Source organism: Macrococcus equi (assembly GCF_047426745.1).
Lineage (GTDB): Bacteria > Bacillota > Bacilli > Staphylococcales > Staphylococcaceae > Macrococcoides > Macrococcoides equi.
On sequence record NZ_CP179732.1, the window covers coordinates 1,116,724 to 1,139,388 of the forward strand.

Sequence of the window (22,665 nt, forward strand, 5' to 3'; positions counted from 1 at the left end):
AATATATAAAATTATAGAAAAGTAATTAAAGTATAAAATTAAAACCTTCTGATCAAATTATTGGTCAGAAGGTTTTCTCATAATATTGAATAAGTGCTTCCAGCGTTCAATGATATTTTCATCATAATAAGGTTCAATTGAAGGAATACACTGATTAAAGTATTTAATTTGCTTAGTTTTATTTGATAGAAAAGCATAAAGTGTATGATACAATGCTTCTTCATTATTAAGTTCAACTAAATTACCATTCACATTATTAATGATCATCTCTTTAGGTCCGTAATCAATGTCATAAGCAATAACAGGTGTACTATATGACAACGACTCTAATACAGCTAAGGCAAAGCCTTCTGAGTTACTTGTTAATAAGCTTGCAGAAGCACGAGCATATACTGTTGATAAGTCTTTTTGAAATCCTTTGATTTTGATATAGTCATCTGCATCTAATGAATGAATTAATGCTTCAAGTTTTTGTTGGCTTGATCCAAAACCATATAAATCTAGTGTGAGTTCCGGAAAAACTTTATGAAGTCGATGAACGACTCTGATTTGATGATCTAGTTGTTTATCATCTACATATCTAGAAACAGAAATAAGATGATGATATTTTTTTAAAGTTTTTTCTGATTTAAATTGTGTTTGGTCAATGTATCCAACTGGAATATTGACAACATCAATTGAGTGAAGGTGATGGTCCTTAATATACGATTCGATATCGTGCTTTTGACCTTCAGTTGATGTAATCAAAGCTTTAAATCTATCAAGATGATTGAATAACAATGCATATGGCCACTTAAGGCGTGGTTTGGAAACATCTATTTCAGCAAGGTGTTTCATATGTATGACTACTGAAGCGTTTGCTTGTGTCTTCATGTTTAAAAATGCTGGTACAATTTCAAGTGGACGATCAATAATAAAGGTATCCTCTGTCTTATAGATTAAATCGAAAAAATAAGTGATTAAAGATTGCTCGGAATCAAATTTTTCAAATTGTCCGTAATGATTTTTAAGGAAAATCATCGTTAGGGCATTATTATCATCGAAATATTTCTCAATGACCTTTTCACCTGAAGGCGTAAAAAATTCCTGATATACCACTTTGTTACCTGATCCGTAATGGGATATAGAACTTAAGAAGCCTCTTACATCGTATTCTTCATGTTTAACATATTCGTTTTTTGAATTGAAGTGGTTGATAAACATTGGTTGAGTATGTGCTAAATCGAAAAAACGTGCATAAATAATCATGCGATTATTTTGCATGACTTTGACGATATATTTGTTCCTTTGGATTTCAACGTCATAGCCTAAATATGTCTGCCAATAGTTTATTAAATCGAAGGTTTGATGCGTTATCGTGTAGTTACATTTTTGGAAATAGTCATACATGTTAAGTACATCTTGCTGAATACCTAATTGTTGTGCGTATAAAGCACTGAGATGATGGTAACTCACTGTAAGAATTTTAGCAGGGATATTAAACTGTTTGAAAAGTTTTAGACGATTGAACTGCGCTTTATCAACACCTGTGAAGCTATGATAAATACCTAACCCGATAAAGTAGTGCATGCTAAACTCCTAATATTTGACGTCTAGAAAAATGGTTTTAATATGCCGTATAGCAATCTTAAGGCAAAGAAAAGCATGATAACACCAGTCACACTGAAGATTGCGCGACGTTTTTTCTTATCTTCTTCCTCTTCTTTGTTTTCCATTTCATATATTAATTGTTCTTCAATTTCTTTGTTGATTTCTTCTAAAGATTTTTTTTCTTCCATAGTAATAGTACTCCTAATTTATTGGATTTTAATTATATAATATTTTATCATTTATTGAATGTTATAAAAAGACGACAGTTCACGTGATATTTGTCGCCTTTTTAAAGGATATCTCATGAAAAATTACCATCCTCAGCTTAAGTAAATCAGTGTAAAACCTATAAATATCTAATTCATTACGTGTGTTCACAAAATTGTCACATTTATGATTGTGTCTAGACATGTTGATAACTTTATTCACTTTTTGCATAAAATTATATTTTGTTTCAGATTAAATACAAAAATATTAATATTCTAAAAATTGTAGAATAGGTAAAAGAGGATAACTTTGTTAATTATGTAAATCTATTTTTACAATTTAATATACATTATTTATGAATAAATATAAATTTTTGTGGATAAGTGAAATAGATGCGTTTTACATTTAACTATAACAAGTGACAAATTATAGTATAAAATATTAGAGAGTCATAATAGCAGGAGTGTAAGCTTTTATGGCAATCATACCGTAAGAGATATTAAGAGGAGGATTTTTATGAACAAGTATGGCATTAGAAAGGTCACAGTAGGCACAGCTTCAGTAGTTGTTGGTTCATTATTGTTCTTAGGAGCAGGCCATCAAGCTGACGCAGCAGAAGCAACATATTCATTAGGAGATCGTGTATATTCTGATAACAATGGTAACTACGTACAAGACGCAGGCGACACAGGTTTAGCAGGTTTAACTGTAACAATCCGTGACTACGCTGGTAACCACGTAGCAACTACTACAACAGATGCTAACGGTAACTACTCATTCTCAGGTTTAAAAAATGGTACTTACGTTGTTAATTTCGAAGTTCCAGCTGGATATTCAAATGATGTAGCAAACATTGGTTCTGAAGATGTTGATTCAGATGGTCCAATCGACGTATTAGTAGAAATTAATGGAGCTAACGTTACAACTTTAGACAATGGTTTCATTCCATTAAATGGTCAAGCTTCTAAACCAGCTGCTGGTGGAGAAACTACACCAACTACTCCAGCTACAACTCCAGCAGGTGGCGGAACTACTACAACAACGCCAGCTCCTGCTAAAGGTAACTTATCAATCGGAGACCACGTATGGTGGGATGCGAACTACAACAACATGTATGATCAAGGCGAAAACCCTGTTGCAGGTTTAGAAGTAACACTTCATGACTATGCAGGTAACTTCGTAGCTCGTACTACAACAGATGCTAATGGTAACTATGCATTCCATGGTTTATCAGATGGAACTTATAAAGTGAACTTCAATAACCCATTAAACTGGTCACCGGTTATTGCGAACATCGAAGCTGACTTACATGATGAAGTAGATTCAGATGGTCCAATCGATGTAATTGTTAACTTAAAAGGCGCTTCTAACTTCAACGTAGACCAAGGTTACTACGGTGTTGGAACACCAGCACCTGGTGGTGTTCCAACACCAGGCGGAGACAACACAACACCTGGTGGAGATAACACAACACCAGGCGGAGACAACGCAACACCTGGTGGAGACAACACAACACCTGGTGGAGATAACACAACACCAGGCGGAGACAACACAACACCTGGTGGAGATAACACAACACCTGGTGGAGACAACACAACACCTGGTGGAGATAACACAACACCAGTAGACAATGGTACTGCTAACGTAACTCCACAACCAACAGAAAAACCAGCAGCTCCAGCTACTGTAGCACCTAAAGAAACTTTAACAGCTTCTGAAATCGATAAAACAGTATTACCTGATACTGGTGAAGAAAACAACAACGGTGTTGTAGCTTCTGTATTAGCATTATTAGGTGGCGCAGCATTATTTGGTGCTCGTCGTAAATAATTGTTCGATTATTAAAATTAAATAGCATGTAATTATGAAGAGAAGGATCAACAAAATGCTGATCCTTCTCTTCTTTTTTATATATAAATAATAAAAATCGCTACATAAAAACTAGTATATTATATTAATAAAACAATACATATTACTTGCAATACCGTATGTATAGATGCATTTATTGTAAATTGTTTGATAGATTTTAAAATAAATTTTAATAATTAAATAAAAATATAAAGGATTTAAATACTTGATATATTCACAATAATGAAAGAATTATACTTGTTAATACTAGTTTTTTATATATCTAAGATTGTGAAAAATAATTTTTTTGCTTAAAAGGAGACATTTTTAAATAAAATGTCTCTTTTTAATGTTTAACTATATGAATATACTAAGTACACAACATAAATAAAAAATTTATAAGATATTTTTTTATAATAAATAAAAAAATATATAAATTTTTAAATAGAAAAAAGGTGATATTATTAAAAAGTTTAACAGTGTATTTTTAATAATATTATTGCTTAACGTACTATTCACTGAATTGTTTGGTGGTATTGCTTCAGCAGATACTGTAACAAGATCAAGTGATAATAGTGAATTATTGCAAGTCACTGCAATGAATCATACTGATTCAACGATTGACTGGCATATCACTATAAATTCAGCGAAACAACAGTTAAGCGATAAGAAAGTAACGCTCAGTCTTAAGGGGAAACAAAATTTAGACCTCAACGCACTGAATACTCAGTTAGCAACGTATGGTGCAGAGGTCACGCAACCAGATTCTGCTCGTCCTGATTACGTCATTGTATTAAAAGATGATAATCAAAGTTTATCTTTCGATTTAACAACAGCAATACAGGATCAGAATCAAACAGATTATCGCCTCACTTTAACGCATATGAATAATGGTGCAGCGATTGAAGCGGCGGATGCTGTGTATCAAACATTTGAAATTAAAGGTGACGTAGTATTTGAACAACTTCCATCTGACATCGCACAACCTGACAGTGAAGTAATACTCGTAAATGCTGATACGCAGGAGAAAGTGATGAGAGTAGTTGTAAATCCAGACGGTTCTTATATTTTTAACGATGTAAGAAAGTTTGATGATCAAGGTAATGAGATTAAGTACGAAGTAACGTCATCTCTTACTGGTAATTATGAGACGACAGTTGATCAGTATACGATTACACTTACGTATCTTGAAACGACTATTAAAGGTAATATAGATAACCCTTCTAATGAACCGCTTGAACTGACATTAACGAACAAGACAACCGGTGAAAAAGTAGATACTTTAACTGTTGAGAGTAGTCATACGTATCAGTTTGAAAACCTACCTGAAAAAAATGATGATGGTACGCCGATTGAATACGAGGTAAGTGTGAAGGCGATTGACAGTTATAAGGTGAGCGTGAGTGACTATAACATCACACTTCAAAAAGAAGACGCAGTAACAACAGAGTCTCCGGCACCAATTTCTGATGGGGAAGCAAACACAAAAAATTCATCAGAAGACCCGACGACCGAAGACCCAACAACTGAAGCTGCAACAACGGAAACTATAAACTCAAGTGATGTAGCGTCAGTTGATTCAGTAGACACAGTAACAGCTCAACCCGTAGAAGATTCAGTCGTAGCAGTAGATGCTGCTCCTACAGGAGTTTCAGCTTTTGCATTTCCATCACTGACGATTGATCCAACAAACATTCAAACGTTAACGACGACAACAGCAAATTCAACGTTTACAACAGACACACCAATTGTACATAGTGCGACAGGTGACACGATGTCGATGAACGCAACATTAAGTCCTGACGGAACGAAAATCAACTGGACAATCACTATCGGAAGAAATAGTAATACACCTCACGTTATACAGGCGCTACTATACAACATGGTATTTAGCCCGGGACAAACATTAGACACCACATCAATTAAACAAACTTTAAATTACGGTACAACGTATACAACGAAAGCACTAACGTATAACAGCACTTACAAATTAGTGTCATCTAGTTTCTCTGGATATGGTTACCCGACAAGTGGGGGATATGGACCCAATGCTGATGTGATTTCGTTTACAACAACGATAACAGATCCTACGCAGCCGTGGTACAACTTATCGATTGGTAATGGTCCGACACCAGCACAATTTATTGCAAATAACGTAACGGATTACATATCAATTAGCGGTACATTATATACAGCAGACAAAGTAGCACCTGCAGCACCACAAGTGAACTCAGTAACAACATCAACAATCAATGTAACAGGAACAACCGAACCGAACGCATTAGTAACAGTCTTACTACCCAATGGTACAAAAGTCACTGCTACAGCAGATGCGACAGGTAAGTACTCAGTACCGATTCCACCTCAAAGCCAAGGTTCAGTATTAACAGTTAATGCAACAGATGCTGCCGGTAATGTCAGCCCTAACACTCAAATTACAGTGTCAGACATGATAAATACGACAATCGGAACAATCTATGATAATCAAACGAGTGTCTTAGGAACAGCAGCACCTAATAGTATTGTGACAATTACAAACGCAGCAGGTACAGTACTTGGAACAACTCAAGCGGATGCCAATGGTCGTTATTTTGTTGAACTTTATCGTCCTCAGGCTGCAGGTACTGTAATTTATGCAGAAGCCAAAAGTAGTACAGGTGTTGTCAGTAACAAAGCACAGACAACAGTACTTTCAAGTGCGGGCGTTCCAACACCTGGTAATGGTTTACCGATTGTAGAACCAAGCCCAACATATGTTGGTGACGTGAATAACATGACTTGGGATGAACGTGGCTTATACAGAAACCGAGTACCACAACCTGTGGAATACAATGAAGGTTATTTATGGAAAGCAACGCAACCAACATCAACACCAAATAAATACGCAATTGACCTAAAAACACAAGGTCGTGAAACAACATCAACGGTTCCATTAGATATCGTGCTCGTTATCGATAACTCTAAAAGTATGGAAACGATCAATAGTAACGGTATTACGCGCTGGCAAAATATGAAGAACAGTGTGAATACCTTCGTAGATAAGATTACAGCGAGTAATACAGGTTCAGCAACTGATACAAGAGTCGGTGTTGTCAATTTTGCATCGAAGATTGTCAGTCAGACATCATTTCAGTCAAATGCAACAAGTATCAAAAATGCAATTCCAACGAGTTATCAAATGAACAATGCTGTACCTGGTGGAACAGCGCATACGTTCACACAATTAGGGATCCGAACAGGTTCGGATATGCTGGCAACAGCACGTCCAACTGCTAAGAAAGTCATGATTGTATTAACGGACGGTGCACCTACATTTAGTTATAGAGGAACAGCAGCAACTTCTCCAGAGAATATTACAGCATTTAACTATGGATCAATCGTAGGTGATGGTGCGGTATTCCCGTTGAACAGTGGGTTTGGTAATTATACGTATAGTATTGGTAGTGTAGCCATCACAAACCACGGGCAACCAACGATTTCTGAGGCAAAGTTAATCAAAGCTGCACATCCGGATTACGAGATATTCTCAATTGGTCTGGATACGAATGTTATGTCTGGTTTAGACCAGGCGACACCAACGGATATGAATAATGTTATTAACAACATCGCATCTAAACCATCCAATGCCTTTGTAACGACAGATACGGCAAAAGATTTACCGAACATCTTAAGCAACATCTCGCAAACAACGATTGAGAGTATTGCCAGTGGTACAGTGACTGACCCAATCGGTACCATGTATGATTTAGATCTTGGGTCAAACAATGTATTCGATGCTTCTGATTACACATTAACAGCCTCAAATCCTGCATTGTTAAATGGTGTTACCGTCACGTATGATGCGGCAACACGCACAATTAAAATCAATGGATTAACACTTGGTAAAGGTGAATGGGTGAACATTAACTACAATGTCACGCTTCGTACAAGTGATCCAAATTTCGTAGACAGTCAGTGGTATCCGATGAATGGTAGAACGACTTTACAACCGACACCAACGAGTACTGTTCTAAGAGATTATCCAATTCCGGAAGCGAAATTCAGTCAGCCAACCTATAGTTTCTCATTTAATAAGTTAAGTGATACAAACCAACCACTTGCTGGTGCAATATTCACGATTACTGATAGTACTGGTAAGGTCGTACAGGCAACAAGTAGTGCGAACGGGGTTGTTCAGTTCACTAATTTATTACCCGGGAATTATACGTTGAAAGAAATAACAGCACCACAAGGTTATCTATTAGATAGTGCAACTCATGCAGTGGTGGTAGCTTCTAACGGTGACATCACTGTAGATGGCAAGCTCTATACAAGTGCTCTTCTTTACCAGCTCATCAATAAAAGTGCGGTTGGTAGTCTGGAAGTGAAAAAGTATGAAGCGGGTAATACAGCAAAAGTTTTATCAGGTGCTACATTCGAGTTACGTGATAGTACTGGTAAGGTCGTAATGACTAAGACAACGGATAGTACAGGTGTCATAAGTTTTACTAACTTACCGTTTGGAACGTATACCCTTGTTGAAACAAAAGCACCTGCTGGATACGAATTAGATGCAACACCAATCACAGTAGAAATCAATAGTACAACAGTCGTTAAAAAAGACGTAGTGAATAATAAATCAATGCTACCTAATACTGGTGGTATGGGGACAGTTATCTTTACAGTTGTAGGTATTGGATTGATATTATTAGCCATCTGGCTAAAAAGAAAAAGACATTAACGCTTAACCTGCGATTAATATAAAAAATAAAAAGGGGAACATACTTACATGTCTAAAATTACAAAACGCTTTTCCGTTATTTTTGTCCTTGCATTATTAATGAGTATACTTACACCATTAACAAATGCTTTTGCAGCAGCACCAACAACAAACCTGACAATTCACAAAATTACAGGTGATACTGAAAGACAAGCAACTTATGGAGAATTATCAGGTACTGAAACACCAACAGGTGACCCGATTTCAGGTATTTCATTTAGTTACTGGAAAGTTACACCTGAACAATTAGCAACAATGAAAGCTAACATCTCGGCATATGATACAGATGCAGAAGTTCAAGCATATGTAGGTAGTGCAAAATTAGGAACAACAGCAAAAACTGCAGCTGACGGTACTGTTGTTGTATCTAACTTAGCAGAAGGTCAATACTGGTTCATCGAAGATCCATCAACAGCGGTTAAAACATCTAACGCTGTACCTTTTGGATTAGACTTACCTATTACAAATCAAGATGGTACGGGTTACATTACTGACTTACATGTTTATCCAAAGAATACTTTAGAAGATACACCGACAATTGATAAAGACGTAAATACTGATGGCAACAAATCATCTTCATTCAACGTAGGTGACGAATTTAACTGGTTAATTCAACCAACAATCGTTAAAGGTATCGAAGAATACAAACAATACACAGTAACAGATAAAATTGATACAAAATTAGATTTCCAAGGCGTAGATAAAGTAACAGTAGAATTAAACGGTGCAGCATTAACTAACGCTACTGACTACAACGTAACTTATGATGCAGCAACACGTGTTGCTAAAGTTGATTTCACAGCAGCAGGACTTACTAAATTAGGTCAAGCAGGTACAACAGGTAAAGTAAACATCATGATTCCTACAGTGATCAACAATACAGCAATTATAGGACAACCAATCCTTAACGGTGCAACATTAAACTTTGATAATGGTCACGGTATCACTACTGAACCAGGTGGAACTACACCACCAGAAGTACCACCAACAGACATTCCTAAAGTATACACAGGCGGTAAAAACTTCGTTAAGACTGACGGAGCTTCAGGAACATTACAAGGTGCAGAATTCGTTATTAAAAATGAAGCTGGTGAGTTCTTAGTACAAAACGCAACAACTTTAACGGCTACATGGACAACTGATCAGTCTCAAGCAACTAAATTTACTTCTGATGCAGCTGGTAAATTTGAAGTGAAAGGTTTATCTTACGGAGCAGATGGTTCAAATAATACAGGTTCAACTGATTACTTCTTAGTAGAGGTTAAAGCACCTGCTGGATACACAATTCCAACGAACCCTGAAACTACATTTACAGTAAACGCTACTTCATACTACTCTGATCCAACGGCAATTACAGATGCTACAGCTCAAGCTACAGCAGCACCACAAGAAATTATCAACAAAAAGACATCTATCCCTAACACAGGTGGTATGGGTACTGTATTATTCACAGTCGTTGGTCTTATGATGATGTCAGCAGCTATTATTGTTTACAGAAAAAGACAACAATCATAATCAACATATGAAATAGGGTAGACACTTTGTCTGCCTTTATTTTTATATAGAGAGGAGGATGACCATGAAGAAAAGTTCAAAGGAAATGCAAAACTCAAAAAAGCATGCAGATAAAAAGAAAAGTAATCTACTATTTAATATCGTCTTTGCTCTAATCTTTTTAGCAGGCGCTTTAATATTACTGTATCCGATGATTAGCGCAGTTTATTATGATTATCAATCAAGTAATGAAGTGAATCAGTTCGATAAAGAAGTGAGTAAATTAGTTGATAAAGATGTTGATGCACGTATTCGAAAAGCGAAAGCATACAATTCAACACTCGCAACGAATGAATTTATAAAAGATACATTCAGTGCAAAGGATAAAGCAGAAGGTAAAGCATTATATGCAAAGATGCTTGAAGTGAACGAACAAATGGGATACGTCGAAGTCCCGCGTATTCATCAAAAACTGCCGTTATTTGCTGGAACAAGAGAACGTGTGCTTCAAAAGGGACTCGGGCATCTCGAACGTAAATCACTACCTGTCGGTGGAGATACGACACATGCAGTCATTACAGGGCATCGCGGATTACCGGACAAAATGCTGTTTACAGATTTAGATAAAGTAAAAAAAGGTGACAAAATCTATATCACTAACATTAAAGAAACGATTGCTTATAAAGTCGATCATATAGAAGTGATTAAACCAAATGAAGTCGAGAAATTACGCATTATAAAGGGTGAGGACCGAGTTACACTCCTTACATGTACACCTTATATGATTAATTCACATCGTCTAATTGTACAAGGACATCGTATACCTTATACGCCTGAAGAAGCAAAAGCACATGAAGCGGCTCAAGAAGCATGGTGGATGAAATTCCTTACAGTGTATAAATATTATTTAATTGGCATTGGTGTCAGTATTTTATTATATTTATTATATAGATACATTAAAAGGAAAAGGCGCCGTGATAATCAGTGAAACATATCATAAATCTTTTGTTTATTTGTGGTTTATTAATTGCAATATATCCAATTATCGCAAAGGTTTATTACAATTATGATTCGACGAAACAAGCTGAGCAGCTTGATAATAGTCGTATTGATGAACAAACTAAAAGCAGGTATAAGCAACAAATGGCATATAATGATGCTGTGAGAAGCAGAAAGCAACAGCTTACTTCTCCAGAGGTAATGGTAAGACCAAAGGGAAAAGATGTAATAATGAAGAAGTCAGAAGAAATTATCGCGACAGTTAAGATTCCAAAGTTAAAATTACATTATCCTGTTTTTGACGGCGCAACACGAGAAAACTTAAATAAAGGTGTATCACGAGTGACTGGAATGAGTTATCCTGTAGGAGGACTCTCTACAAACAGTGTACTCGCAGCACACTCTTATTCACCGTTTCAGGAATGGTTCACGCATATTGATCGCTTGAAGAACGGTGATAAAGTCATCGTGAATAACTTTAAAGAAAAACTCACGTATCAAGTTTATGACAGAGTAATTGTTACACCAGATAAAGTTGAGGCAATGGATATCAAAAAAGGAAAAGATATCATCACTTTACTCACTTGTACACCAGATGGTAGCAAACGTCTACTTATCTATGCACAACGTGCGCATCCAAAACAAATTATCAAACAGCAAGCGCAACCTATTCAGCAGAAGTCATGGTATGAACAAATTAAAGTATTATCAGACTCGTGGTTTGTTTTAAGTATAGTATTTATCATGACATATTTATATGTAGTTTCTAAGAAGAACTAAAAACTCTACAAACTTATAATGTAAATATGTATACTTCATAAATAAAAATATTATAGGAGTATAATATTTTCGTTGTAAAAATGAGTTAACAATATATACTTTTAATAATTATAAGAAAATTAACCGGAAAATTTATTCTTAAATTTACCAAAGTAATGTTTATTTTTACATTAACAAAAAAGCAGCAGCAATCATTCGATTGCTGCTGCTTAAATTAATTATATTAAAGTTCTCTATCCCAGTGTCTCATCTTAACAAGCTCATCTAAGAATGCTTTTGTATCTTTTACTTCAACGATACCCACTCCATCAGGCTTAACTGATGTTGCTTCAATCGCTTCTTTCGCCTGTGCAGTATAACCAATTGTCTTAAAGTGACGGTTCGCTGCTTCAATGTAGTCTTTTACTGGTGGTAATAATGGTAATTTCGCATCTACTACAACGATACCATCAAAGAATGTTGAGTGTACTGTATCAAATGTTTCAGTAACTTTTAATGAACCGATTGTTGTAGCTTCTTTAGCAACAAGTTTATAGTTCACTTTGTTATCAGTAAATGCTTTGATCAATCCTGTTAACTCATCTTCTTTACTATCTTCTGTCACAAGTACTGCTACAGATAATGTATCTAATTTCTTAACTGTATTCTCCATACTTAACGCAGGAGATTTCTTGTCAGACTTCACTTCAACGTCTTCACTTGGTGGTTTCACACCGATACGTTTAGCGATTGTTGCAGCTAATTCTTTATCAACATGGTTGATGTTATTCACTGCATTCTCTTTCACGAAGTCATGCTTACACTTACCAAGCTCAAATGAGAATCCATCAATTAAGTGATCTTTCTCAGGTTGAGATAAACTATTGTAGAACATCTTCGCTTGAGAATAGAAGTCTTTAAAGCTTTCGCTTCGTGCGCGTACTTTATGTGCATCAATTTTCTCATGGTAACTTTCGAATCCACCTTCTTCAACAGGTGTTGTATGTGGGTGGTTACCATTGATTGCATTGTTATGGTAAGACGTTTGACCTGTGTGAACGAAAGTTTGGTGCATACCATCGCGTTGGTTGTTCGCGAATGGACATACTGGACGGTTAATCGGTAATTGGTGGAAGTTTGGTCCACCTAAACGTGATAACTGTGTATCTGTATAAGAGAACAGACGACCTTGTAATAATGGATCGTTACTGAAGTCGATACCCGGTACTAAGTGACCTGGGTGGAATGCAACTTGTTCAGTCTCAGCAAATACATTATCAACGTTACGGTTTAACGTCATCTTACCGATTACTTGAACAGGCACTTCTTCTTCAGGCCATAATTTCGTAGGGTCTAAGATATCAAAGTCGAAGTTGAATTCATCTTTCTCTTCAATGACCTGGATACCTAATTCCCATTCAGGGTAGTCACCCTTTTCAATTGATTCGTATAAGTCTTCACGGTTGAAGTCTGGGTTCTTACCAGCAATAATTTGTGCCTCATCCCAGATTAATTGGTGCGTACCAAGCAATGGCTTCCAGTGGAACTTCACAAATACTGATTTACCTTCTTTATTAACCAGACGGAAAGTATGTACACCAAAACCTTCCATCATACGGTAACTTTTAGGTAATCCACGGTCACTCATTGTCCACATTGTCATGTGTGTAGATTCAGGGTTCTGAGCGAAGAAATCCCAGAATGTATCATGCGCTGTACCACCTTGAGGAATTTCATTATGTGGCTCAGGCTTAACTGCATGTACTAAATCAGGGAACTTAATTGCATCCTGAATAAAGAAGACAGGAATGTTGTTACCAACTAAGTCATAGTTACCTTCTTCAGTATAGAACTTAACTGCGAATCCACGTGCATCACGTACTGTATCATTAGCTCCACGAGAACCTTGTACCGTAGAGAAACGAACGAATACAGGTGTCTTCTTAGAAGTATCATTTAAGAATTTTGCTTTAGTATATTTTTCTTGTGATTCATATAATTCAAATTCACCATGCGCGCCGTAGCCGCGAGCATGCACAATACGCTCAGGAATACGCTCATGGTCAAAGTGTGTCATCTTCTCTCTGAAGTGGAAGTCTTCTAAAAGCGTTGGACCACGTTCACCAGCTTTAAGAGAGAACTCATCTTCTGCCATCTTTAAACCTTGATTAGTTGTTAACGCTGAATTTTCATCATGCTTACGTCTAAAATCCTCAAGCTGCTTATCTTTTTCATTCGTCATGGATAATTCCTCCGTTAATTTAAATTTAAATATCTTAACTTCTTATGTATCTAAAAACATTACATAGTTACAAATATCCCATATAAAACTTTTAAAACATTGCATGAAATATAAATACAAATCCAAACTAAATGATTTGTCATCTAATCGTAATACGAATTTTCTGAAAAAGAGTGTATAATTAAAATAACAAAGTAAAAAGAGGAGGGATGACATGAATTATCTTCAAAAAATAGCCATGATGATCGCACTATTAATCGTTACTTTACTGATTACAACACACGACACATACGCTGCAACACATGTTGTCCTTGCAGTTGGACCGAATAATGCGATCGTATCATCACTATTTATTGGAATCGGTGCAGTCGGTGTGATGATTTTAGATAAGTTTAAGCATAACGATTCATCAGAAGACTAAGCTGAGCAGTGAATGAATCATATAAAATGACATGATTCATACGCATACTAATCTAACAATACTAACAACCAACAAAAACATGCACAATATACAAAAATCAATATCAAAACTAAGATAATAATATAAATGTGTCTAAAAAAACTATTAAATTTAGTAGAACTAACAAAACATAGTCAAATTAAACCAAACTTAATGAAAAAGGAAATTTATTATTCTCTTATAATAATTAGCATTAATTAAACTTTAGAACCAAATCCGAAAATGTAAAGAAACTTTATCACTAAAGTATTCGGTCAAATAAAATAACCATACAAAACAAGTGCTTTTTTAATAAATATTGTGCTTTATTTCAATTTTGACAAAATCTTAATATAAATTTTATCAAATTGTAATATTTATTTTTATGCAATAGAATTACATGTTGGTTGTGTAAAGTACAATTTAAATATAAAAGCATAATTAAGCTAAAAATCAAATAATAACTTAATAAAAGGAGACATTTTTTCAAAAAATGTCTCCTTTTATTGATGGATAAGAATTACTCAGATTTATGGTTTAGCATAAATATACATTGATATACAAGGAATTATCTAGAACTAAAAGAAATTTAATGATGATGCAACATATATCTATTCATTAGGTATTCACATTCTCCACAATAAAAAGTATATTTAATATATTAAGCATTAACTATTTAAGGAGGCACTATGGAAGAGGTAATTGATTTAAAAGAGATTTTAGAAATACTGAAAAAGAATTTGAAATTGATATTGGGGTTAGCTATTACATTCGCATTAATAGCAGGTCTTGTATCATACTTCCTGATTAAGCCGACATATCAGTCAGAATCACAAGTTATCGTTAACCAAAAAGGAAAGAACGCTGACGTTTATAATAATCCAGGTGAAGTTCAAACCAACTTACAATTGATTAATACATACTCACAAATGATTAACTCAAAAGTGATTAGAAAGCAGGTCGTAGATGAACTGAATCTTGATACTTCAGAAAAGACATTACAACCAATGATTTCAGTAACAAGTGAAGCTGAATCACAATTAATGAAGATTAACGTGTCAGGACCTGATAAGAAACAAACTGCACAAATTGCTAATGCATTAGCAGAAATCGCACAAAAAGAAGTAAAACGTGTGATGGGTGTCGATAACTTATCGATCTTCTCGAAAGCAGACGTTGATGAGCAAACAGCACCAATTAAACCGAAGAAATTAATGAATATTATTGTTGCAGGGCTACTCGGATTAATCTTAGGAACTGCAATTGCATTCTTACGTTCAATGCTTGATACACGCTTGAACACAGAAGAAAAAGTAGAAAAATATATCGGTCTGCCTACATTAGGTAAGATTTACACGATAGAGAAGTAGGTGTGATGATGTTTAAAAGAATAAAAAAATCAAAATTACAACCAAGCGAGTACTTAGAAGTAAGAAATAGTCCAAAATCAGTTGTGTCTGAGCAATTCAGAACATTACGTTCAAATATCCTATTCACATCAGCAGATGTTGAAATTAAGAGATTAATGATTACATCTTCAGAACAAGGTGAAGGTAAATCAACCGTATCATCTAACTTAGCATTAGCCTTCTCACAAGCAGGATACCGAACATTATTAATTGATGCGGACTTACGTCGTCCAACGCAACATAAATTGTTCCAGGAAATTAACAATAAAGGACTATCAAACGTAATTGCCGGACAAATCGCATTCAATGATGCAGTACGTAAGGAAATCGCATCATACTTAGACCTACTTACATCAGGACCAATCCCTCCGAATCCATCAGAGTTATTAGGATCAGGTGCAATGGTGAACTTAGTACAAAGTTTAAACGAGCAGTATGATTTCATTATCTTTGATGCACCACCAGTACTTGCTGTAACAGATGCGCAAGTTATCGGTAATATGGTTAATGGTTCATTACTTGTAGTCAACAGCCGTAACACACATAGAGAAAAAGTGATTGACTCTAAGACACAGCTTGAGAAAAGTTCAGCTAAAGTTCTAGGTGTTGTATTAAACGAGTTAGATAAGAAAGAGGACGGAGAATATTACTATTACTACGGTGAAAGTTCTAAAAAATAAGAGAGAGGAGTGACAACATTGTTCGACGGCAAAATACTACTAATTACAGGCGGGACAGGTTCATTTGGTAACGCTGTAATGGAAAAATTTCTTGATACAGATATCAAAGAAATTAGAATCTTCTCTCGTGACGAAAAGAAACAAGACGATATGAGAAAGAAATATAACAATAAAAAATTGAAATTCTATATAGGTAACGTAAAAGATGAACAAAGTCTTAATATTGCAATGCATAATGTAGATTATGTATTCCACGCTGCTGCACTTAAACAAGTGCCATCATGTGAATTCTTCCCGATTGAAGCAGTTAAGACTAACATTCTTGGAACTGAAAATGTGTTAAACATTGCAATTCGTAATGGCGTGAAAAAAGTGATTTGTTTATCAACTGACAAAGCTGCATATCCGATTAATGCGATGGGCATATCTAAAGCGATGATGGAGAAAGTCTTCGTCGCTAAATCAAGAACGATTGACCCAGAAGATACAGTTATCTGCGGTACACGATATGGTAACGTCATGGCATCACGTGGTTCGGTCATCCCATTATTTATCGATCAGATAAAAGAAGGTAAGCCACTGACAGTTACTGATCCGACAATGACACGTTACTTGATGAACTTAGAAGAAGCAGTGGACTTAGTGACACATGCTTTTAAGCATGCAAATGCAGGCGACATCATGGTACAAAAATCACCAGCATCGACAGTTGGAGATTTAGCGCAAGCTTTAATCGAACTATTCGAAGCGGAAAATGAAATTAAAGTTATCGGAACACGTCATGGTGAGAAACACTATGAAACGTTACTCACACGTGAAGAATTCTCTAGAAGTGAAGATATGGGTAACTACTTTAGAGTTCCTTCAGATGCGAGAGATTTAAACTATGAAGATTACCTTGAAGAAGGTAAGAAAGAACTTTCTGAAATAGAAGAGTACAACTCTAAAAATACACATCAATTAACGATTGATGAAATTAAAGAAACTTTACTAGGTCTTTCATACGTAAGAGAAGAACTAGAGAAATTTAAATCACGTAAAATAAAGAAGTAATGTAAATGTAGGAGGTTTAACGATGAATATAGTAATTACCGGAGCCAATGGATTTGTTGGGAAAAATTTGTATCAAGAGCTAGTTAAAATTGAAAAATACAATGTTATAAAAATCACGCGTGAAACTTCAGATGAACTATTAAAAGCATCTATTCAAGAAGCGGATTTCATCTTTCACTTAGCTGGTATTAATAGACCACAAACTGAAGATGAATTTGTAACAGGAAATGTAGATTTCACTAACAAAGTGATTGAATATACATTGCTAAATGAAAAGAAACCTGCAATTCTGTACTCTTCATCTATTCAGGCAGAAAAAGATAATCCATACGGTAACAGTAAAGCCCAAGCTGAAAAGCTGTTTGATGTATTAAAACAAAACGGCAATCCAGTCTATATTTATCGTTTAAACAACCTGTTCGGTAAATGGTCTAAACCAAACTACAACACAGTCGTTGCGACATTCTGCCACAAGATTGCACGTGATGAAGCAATCCAGATGAATGATCCAAACGTGGAATTAACGCTTAACTATATCGATGATGTATTAAAAGAATTTGTACGTGCCTTAGAAGGCAATCCTACGATTGTTAATGGATACGGGGTAGTACCGAATGCTCACGTTGTAACATTAGGACGCATTGCAGATACGATTAAGCAATTTAAACAAGATCGTATCGATCGTACATTACCTAAACTGGATGATGAATTTGAGAAAGCATTATACAGTACGTACTTAAGCTTCTTACCAACTGATCAGTTTAGCTATCCACTAACGATGCACAAAGACGACCGTGGGTCGTTCACGGAATTCATTAAGACACCGGACAGAGGACAAACATCAGTAAACATCTCAAAACCAGGTATCACAAAAGGCAACCACTGGCACCATACGAAGAACGAGAAGTTCTTAGTCGTTGCAGGTAAAGGTGTGATTAGATTCAGAAAGCCAGATGAAGAAAAAGTATATGAGTACTTTGTTTCTGGTGACAAACTTGAAGTCGTTGATATCCCAGTCGGATATACACATAACATCGAAAACTTAGGCGATACAGATATGGTAACTGTGATGTGGGTGAATGAAATGTTCGATCCTGAAAATCCAGATACTTACTTCTTGGAGGTATAAAGATAATGAAAAAATTAAAAGTAATGACTGTAGTCGGTACAAGACCTGAAATTATTCGTCTATCAGCAGTAATCAATCGCTTAGAACAATCAGAAGCAATTGAACATGTGTTGGTTCATACAGGACAAAACTATGATTACGAATTAAATGAAGTGTTCTTTAATGACTTCAAATTACGTAAACCAGATTACTTCTTAAATTCAGCTAAAGGAACAGCAGTTGAAACAATCGGAAATATCTTAATTGCGATTGACCCAGTATTAGATGAAGTAAAACCAGATGCATTCTTAGTATTAGGAGATACAAATAGCTGTCTATGTGCCATTGCGGCAAAACGTAAACAAATACCAATCTTCCATATGGAAGCAGGTAACCGTTGTTTCGATCAACGCGTACCGGAAGAAACTAACCGTAAAATTGTAGACCATACGTCAGACATTAACCTCACGTATAGCACGATCGCACGTGAATACTTATTACGTGAAGGATTACCAGCAGACAGAGTCATTAAAACAGGTAGTCCAATGAAAGAAGTTATTAATTCAAGACGTGAAGACATTGAAAAATCAGATGTACTATCACGCTTAGAATTAAAAGAAAATGAATACTTCATTGTATCAGCACATAGAGAAGAAAACATTAACTCAGATGTTAACTTCAAATCATTAGTTGAAGCATTAAATGCAGTCGCAGAAAAATATCAATTACCAGTCATTATCAGTACACATCCAAGAACACAAAAAAGAATCGATGAATTAGGAATCAAGTTCCATGATTTAGTACAAACGCTAAAACCATTAGGATTTAACGACTATATTAAGTTACAAAAATCAGCAAAAGCAGTATTAAGTGATAGTGGAACAATCAGTGAAGAAACGGCGATATTAGGGCTTAAATCATTGAATATCCGTGAAGCACATGAAAGACCAGAAGCAATGGAAGAAGCAACAGTTATGATGACAGGTGTATCTACAGACCGTATCCTGCAAGGATTAGCTGAAATCGATGCAAGAGGCAATGGCTCAAGAATCGTAGCTGACTATGATATCGATAATGTATCTGAAAAAGTAGTGAAGATTATTATTTCATATACTGATTATGTGAATAGAAATGTGTGGAAGAAATGAGTAGAATAAAAAAATTTTCTAAAAGTGTTCTTTCTCGAAATAAGAATAAAACTATAAAAATATCACCTTTAAGTTTTTTGAATGAAAACACTGTGCTTAAAGATAATGTGTATATTGATCGTTTCTGTGTTATTCATAATTCAGAAATCGATAGTTACTCATATTTAGGATATGGTTGCAAATTAAATAATGTCAAAATTGGGAGATACTGTTCTCTAGCAAGTGACATAAAAATTGGACTTGGGAAACATCCTACTCATCTCTTATCGACTTCACCAATATTTTATTCTGATTTAAATCCTCTAAAAATTAAAATTAAAAACAAATTAGATTTTAATGACCAAAGTGAGCGAACTGTTATCGGACATGATGTTTGGATCGGCGCAAATGTAATAATAATGGATGGGGTAAAGATTGGTGATGGTGCTATTATTGGTGCTGGTAGCATCGTTACGAAAGATGTCGAACCCTTCTCAATTGTTGCAGGAATACCTGCTAAAATGATAAAAAAACGATTTGATGATGAAATGATTAATGAGATTACTGAATCAAATTGGTGGTTACTTGAGCCGGAAGAAGTAGCTCAATTAGAAATTTACGACTGTTTTAGAAGGTGAATGAATGAAAATAGCCATAATTGTTTCAAGTAATATTGTTAAAGATCCAAGAGTGGTTAAAGAAGCTGAAATTGCTAAAAGTATCACTGATGATTATATCGTAATTGGTAAGTATGATGAAAATGCTACTAAAAGTCGATTAAGTAAACTGAATTTTAATTATCAGTTAATAAAAGTGAAGACAGGAAATACAATTATTTCTAAAGCATTATCAAGGATTAGATTTGGCTTGAAATTAATTAAAGCTGTAAAAAAATATAACCCTGATGTGATACATGCGAATGACTTTGACATGCTATTCTTTTCATATTTTTTTAAAAAGCCTAACCAAATATTAATATTTGATGCACATGAAATCTATGCAAAAAATGGGATGATTGCGAAAAGTGCATTGTTATCAAAGTTAGTTGAAAAAGCAGAGAAAAAAATGTTGTCTAAAGTTGACCATTTTATTACTGTGAGTCATGCGGCAAAAACGTATTATCAATCAAGAAAATATCCTAAAGAAGCTACAGTTATAACAAATGTTCCTATAAAAAAAGAAATTTCTGTTATAGAAAAATCTCATAACTTTCAAGTGTTATATCAAGGAATTGTCAGTGAAGGTAGAGGGTATGAAGAATTTGCACAGGCAGCCGAGTTCGTTGATAAAAATATAGAGTTAGTAGTAAGAGGTTACGGTCCCACTATGCCGGAAATTGAAAACTTAAAAATAAAAAAACAATTAAGTAATCTTTTAATTGAAGATCCAGTAGAGATGGATGAAATGATACGAGTAGCTACATCTAGTCATGTAGGAGTAGTCATGACGAAACCCATATCAGCAAACTATGAGTATACAATTTCTAATAAGTTTTTTGAATATCTACATGCTGGATTACCTTTAATATTATCTCCAGTTAAAGAGCATAAATATTTAAATGATAAATTTCATGTGGGTATTATAGTGGATCAAGTAACTCCTGAAGCAATTGCTGAGGCTGCTAATAAACTTTACAAAGACGCTCAGTTTTACTCTACTTTAAAGAGTAATGTACAAAAAGCAAGTGAGCAACTTAATTGGCAAAAAGAAAGTGAAAAATTGAGACAATATTACCAGGGAAATAACTATGAAAAGTAAGAAGGTAGATTTCCTTTATAGCATCCTATCGTCTGTCTTACCACTTATAGTTATACAACTATTGCTTATCCCACTATATTCACATCACGTAACAAAACATGAGTTTGGTATATTTCTGCTCGTCATAACAATTATAAATATGACAACCGTAATATTGGGTAACACTTTAAATAATATTCGTTTAACTGATAAAGATGAGATTAACGAGTATGAGTATTTAATGTATCTATTTTTACTTTCACTTGTCCAGATAATCATCAGTTTAATCGTATGTATATTTTTTAAACTATCATTATCGGTAGGATTAAACATTATATTTTGGTCAGTTGCACTAATGTTTAAAACATATTTTCTTGTATACTTCAGAGTAGTTATTAACTATAAAGATTATTTGATATCATCTATAATTAATGCAGTTACATTATTTCTAGGTGTTTTAATGCTTTATGTCATTAAAATTGATATATTTTTAATTTATGCCATTGCTGAGATATTAACATTACTATTTGTAGTCACAAAAGTCAGACATTATTTTAAGAATTATCGATTAGTGATTATCTCTAAGCAAAAGAGACGTAACTTTCAGTCGTTATTATCAGCAAACATTATTAGTAATTTAATTTTATATTCTGATAGAATTTTAATAGGAAGTATATTAGGCGCAGCTTTTGTACCTTATTTTTTTATTGCAACAACGATTGGTAAGATGTCTAACTTAATTATTAATCCTATTGCAAATGTTTTATTGTCATACAATGTGAAAGAAAATAATAAAATTAATATAAAAAATGAACTTAAAAATTTCATTAAACTTATATTGATCACATTGGTATTTAGTATAGTGATTTACTTTTGTTCATTAATATTTATTAAATACTTCTATTCACAATATTATGAAGCAACAAAACAAATTCTATGGATATCAAACTTTGCGGTATTGTTACTCTCTATTACCTCAATACCTCAAATGAAACTTATTGGTAACAATAAGTATAGAAGTAATTTAAATATAAATGTAATTATATTAGTATTACTAGCAGTTACATCACCAATGATTTATTTTTTTGGTTTGCTAGGATATAGTTATTGCTTAATATTAATTTCATTAATTAAATATTTATTGATACTTAAAACACTCTCAAAACATTAAAAAATGCTTTAATAATTCACTCATGTGAAAATAAAAAATAAGA

General features: G+C 34.5%; 17 protein-coding genes. 14 read left to right on the forward strand and 3 right to left on the reverse strand.

Translation table 11 applies throughout. The annotated features are described in order from the left end of the window. Positions 1 to 57: 57 nt before the first annotated feature. Both ACMGE6_RS05875 and ACMGE6_RS05880 read right to left on the reverse strand, forming a co-directional pair. On the reverse strand, positions 58 to 1,569 hold the full coding sequence (locus ACMGE6_RS05875; RefSeq protein ID WP_414054781.1) for a glycosyltransferase: 1,512 nt from the start codon (positions 1,567 to 1,569) through the stop codon (positions 58 to 60). Positions 1,570 to 1,592: 23 nt separating this feature from the next. Next, positions 1,593 to 1,778 (reverse strand): hypothetical protein, encoded by a 186-nt coding sequence (locus tag ACMGE6_RS05880; protein WP_414045604.1) that lies wholly within the window; start codon positions 1,776 to 1,778, stop codon positions 1,593 to 1,595. Between the two features lie 535 nt (positions 1,779 to 2,313). Between ACMGE6_RS05880 and ACMGE6_RS05885 the strand changes: the two genes are divergently transcribed. From ACMGE6_RS05885 to ACMGE6_RS05905, 5 genes are all read left to right on the forward strand, one after another. Continuing rightward, complete coding sequence (locus ACMGE6_RS05885) at positions 2,314 to 3,627, forward strand: SdrD B-like domain-containing protein (RefSeq protein WP_414054782.1); 1,314 nt, start codon at positions 2,314 to 2,316, stop codon at positions 3,625 to 3,627. Positions 3,628 to 4,144: 517 nt separating this feature from the next. Continuing rightward, the gene (locus ACMGE6_RS05890) at positions 4,145 to 8,365 is read left to right on the forward strand and encodes a SpaA isopeptide-forming pilin-related protein (protein ID WP_414054783.1); all 4,221 of its coding nucleotides are present in this window, start codon (positions 4,145 to 4,147) and stop codon (positions 8,363 to 8,365) included. 48 nt (positions 8,366 to 8,413) lie between these two features. Next, a complete protein-coding gene (locus ACMGE6_RS05895) occupies positions 8,414 to 9,919 on the forward strand; it encodes a SpaH/EbpB family LPXTG-anchored major pilin (RefSeq protein ID WP_414054784.1) in 1,506 nt (501 codons plus the stop codon). A 64-nt stretch (positions 9,920 to 9,983) separates the two neighbouring features. Beyond that, the gene (locus ACMGE6_RS05900) at positions 9,984 to 10,886 is read left to right on the forward strand and encodes a class C sortase (RefSeq protein WP_414054785.1); all 903 of its coding nucleotides are present in this window, start codon (positions 9,984 to 9,986) and stop codon (positions 10,884 to 10,886) included. Next, positions 10,883 to 11,677 (forward strand): class C sortase, encoded by a 795-nt coding sequence (locus ACMGE6_RS05905; RefSeq protein WP_414054786.1) that lies wholly within the window; start codon positions 10,883 to 10,885, stop codon positions 11,675 to 11,677. Before ACMGE6_RS05900 ends, ACMGE6_RS05905 begins: the two co-directional genes overlap by 4 nt. Positions 11,678 to 11,900: 223 nt before the next feature. On the opposite strand, the gene ACMGE6_RS05910 is transcribed toward ACMGE6_RS05905, so the two are convergent. Further along, entirely contained in the window at positions 11,901 to 13,898 is a 1,998-nt protein-coding gene (locus ACMGE6_RS05910; protein ID WP_414054787.1) for a catalase, read from the reverse strand. 214 nt (positions 13,899 to 14,112) lie between these two features. Here ACMGE6_RS05910 and ACMGE6_RS05915 point away from each other — a divergent pair, with 214 nt between their 5' ends. From ACMGE6_RS05915 to ACMGE6_RS05955, 9 genes are all read left to right on the forward strand, one after another. Beyond that, entirely contained in the window at positions 14,113 to 14,319 is a 207-nt protein-coding gene (locus tag ACMGE6_RS05915; RefSeq protein ID WP_133424432.1) for a hypothetical protein, read from the forward strand. A gap of 707 nt (positions 14,320 to 15,026) precedes the next feature. After that, positions 15,027 to 15,707, forward strand: a complete 681-nt coding sequence (locus ACMGE6_RS05920) for a YveK family protein (protein WP_414054788.1) — start codon at positions 15,027 to 15,029, stop codon at positions 15,705 to 15,707. An 8-nt stretch (positions 15,708 to 15,715) separates the two neighbouring features. Continuing rightward, entirely contained in the window at positions 15,716 to 16,426 is a 711-nt protein-coding gene (locus tag ACMGE6_RS05925) for a CpsD/CapB family tyrosine-protein kinase (protein WP_414054789.1), read from the forward strand. A gap of 18 nt (positions 16,427 to 16,444) precedes the next feature. Then, complete coding sequence (locus ACMGE6_RS05930; protein WP_414054790.1) at positions 16,445 to 17,479, forward strand: polysaccharide biosynthesis protein; 1,035 nt, start codon at positions 16,445 to 16,447, stop codon at positions 17,477 to 17,479. Between the two features lie 22 nt (positions 17,480 to 17,501). Beyond that, on the forward strand, positions 17,502 to 18,608 hold the full coding sequence (locus ACMGE6_RS05935) for a polysaccharide biosynthesis C-terminal domain-containing protein (RefSeq protein ID WP_414054791.1): 1,107 nt from the start codon (positions 17,502 to 17,504) through the stop codon (positions 18,606 to 18,608). A 5-nt stretch (positions 18,609 to 18,613) separates the two neighbouring features. Beyond that, positions 18,614 to 19,735, forward strand: a complete 1,122-nt coding sequence (gene wecB, locus ACMGE6_RS05940; RefSeq protein WP_414054792.1) for a non-hydrolyzing UDP-N-acetylglucosamine 2-epimerase — start codon at positions 18,614 to 18,616, stop codon at positions 19,733 to 19,735. Continuing rightward, positions 19,732 to 20,352: a CatB-related O-acetyltransferase gene (locus ACMGE6_RS05945; protein WP_414054793.1), complete on the forward strand. Its 621-nt coding sequence runs from the start codon at positions 19,732 to 19,734 to the stop codon at positions 20,350 to 20,352. The genes wecB and ACMGE6_RS05945 overlap by 4 nt, the downstream gene beginning before the upstream one ends. 4 nt (positions 20,353 to 20,356) lie before the next feature. Then, on the forward strand, positions 20,357 to 21,472 hold the full coding sequence (locus ACMGE6_RS05950) for a glycosyltransferase (RefSeq protein ID WP_414054794.1): 1,116 nt from the start codon (positions 20,357 to 20,359) through the stop codon (positions 21,470 to 21,472). Further along, a complete protein-coding gene (locus ACMGE6_RS05955) occupies positions 21,462 to 22,622 on the forward strand; it encodes a lipopolysaccharide biosynthesis protein (protein WP_414054795.1) in 1,161 nt (386 codons plus the stop codon). The genes ACMGE6_RS05950 and ACMGE6_RS05955 overlap by 11 nt, the downstream gene beginning before the upstream one ends. Positions 22,623 to 22,665 lie beyond the last annotated feature (43 nt).

Coding starts and splice junctions, on each gene's coding strand:
- ACMGE6_RS05875 (WP_414054781.1), bottom strand. CDS start 1,569: ATGCACTACTTTATCGGGTTAGGTATTTATCATAGCTTCACAGGTGTT.
- ACMGE6_RS05880 (WP_414045604.1), bottom strand. CDS start 1,778: ATGGAAGAAAAAAAATCTTTAGAAGAAATCAACAAAGAAATTGAAGAA.
- ACMGE6_RS05885 (WP_414054782.1), top strand. CDS start 2,314: ATGAACAAGTATGGCATTAGAAAGGTCACAGTAGGCACAGCTTCAGTA.
- ACMGE6_RS05895 (WP_414054784.1), top strand. CDS start 8,414: ATGTCTAAAATTACAAAACGCTTTTCCGTTATTTTTGTCCTTGCATTA.
- ACMGE6_RS05900 (WP_414054785.1), top strand. CDS start 9,984: ATGAAGAAAAGTTCAAAGGAAATGCAAAACTCAAAAAAGCATGCAGAT.
- ACMGE6_RS05910 (WP_414054787.1), bottom strand. CDS start 13,898: ATGACGAATGAAAAAGATAAGCAGCTTGAGGATTTTAGACGTAAGCAT.
- ACMGE6_RS05915 (WP_133424432.1), top strand. CDS start 14,113: ATGAATTATCTTCAAAAAATAGCCATGATGATCGCACTATTAATCGTT.
- ACMGE6_RS05920 (WP_414054788.1), top strand. CDS start 15,027: ATGGAAGAGGTAATTGATTTAAAAGAGATTTTAGAAATACTGAAAAAG.
- ACMGE6_RS05925 (WP_414054789.1), top strand. CDS start 15,716: ATGTTTAAAAGAATAAAAAAATCAAAATTACAACCAAGCGAGTACTTA.
- ACMGE6_RS05935 (WP_414054791.1), top strand. CDS start 17,502: ATGAATATAGTAATTACCGGAGCCAATGGATTTGTTGGGAAAAATTTG.
- wecB (WP_414054792.1), top strand. CDS start 18,614: ATGAAAAAATTAAAAGTAATGACTGTAGTCGGTACAAGACCTGAAATT.
- ACMGE6_RS05945 (WP_414054793.1), top strand. CDS start 19,732: ATGAGTAGAATAAAAAAATTTTCTAAAAGTGTTCTTTCTCGAAATAAG.
- ACMGE6_RS05950 (WP_414054794.1), top strand. CDS start 20,357: ATGAAAATAGCCATAATTGTTTCAAGTAATATTGTTAAAGATCCAAGA.
- ACMGE6_RS05955 (WP_414054795.1), top strand. CDS start 21,462: ATGAAAAGTAAGAAGGTAGATTTCCTTTATAGCATCCTATCGTCTGTC.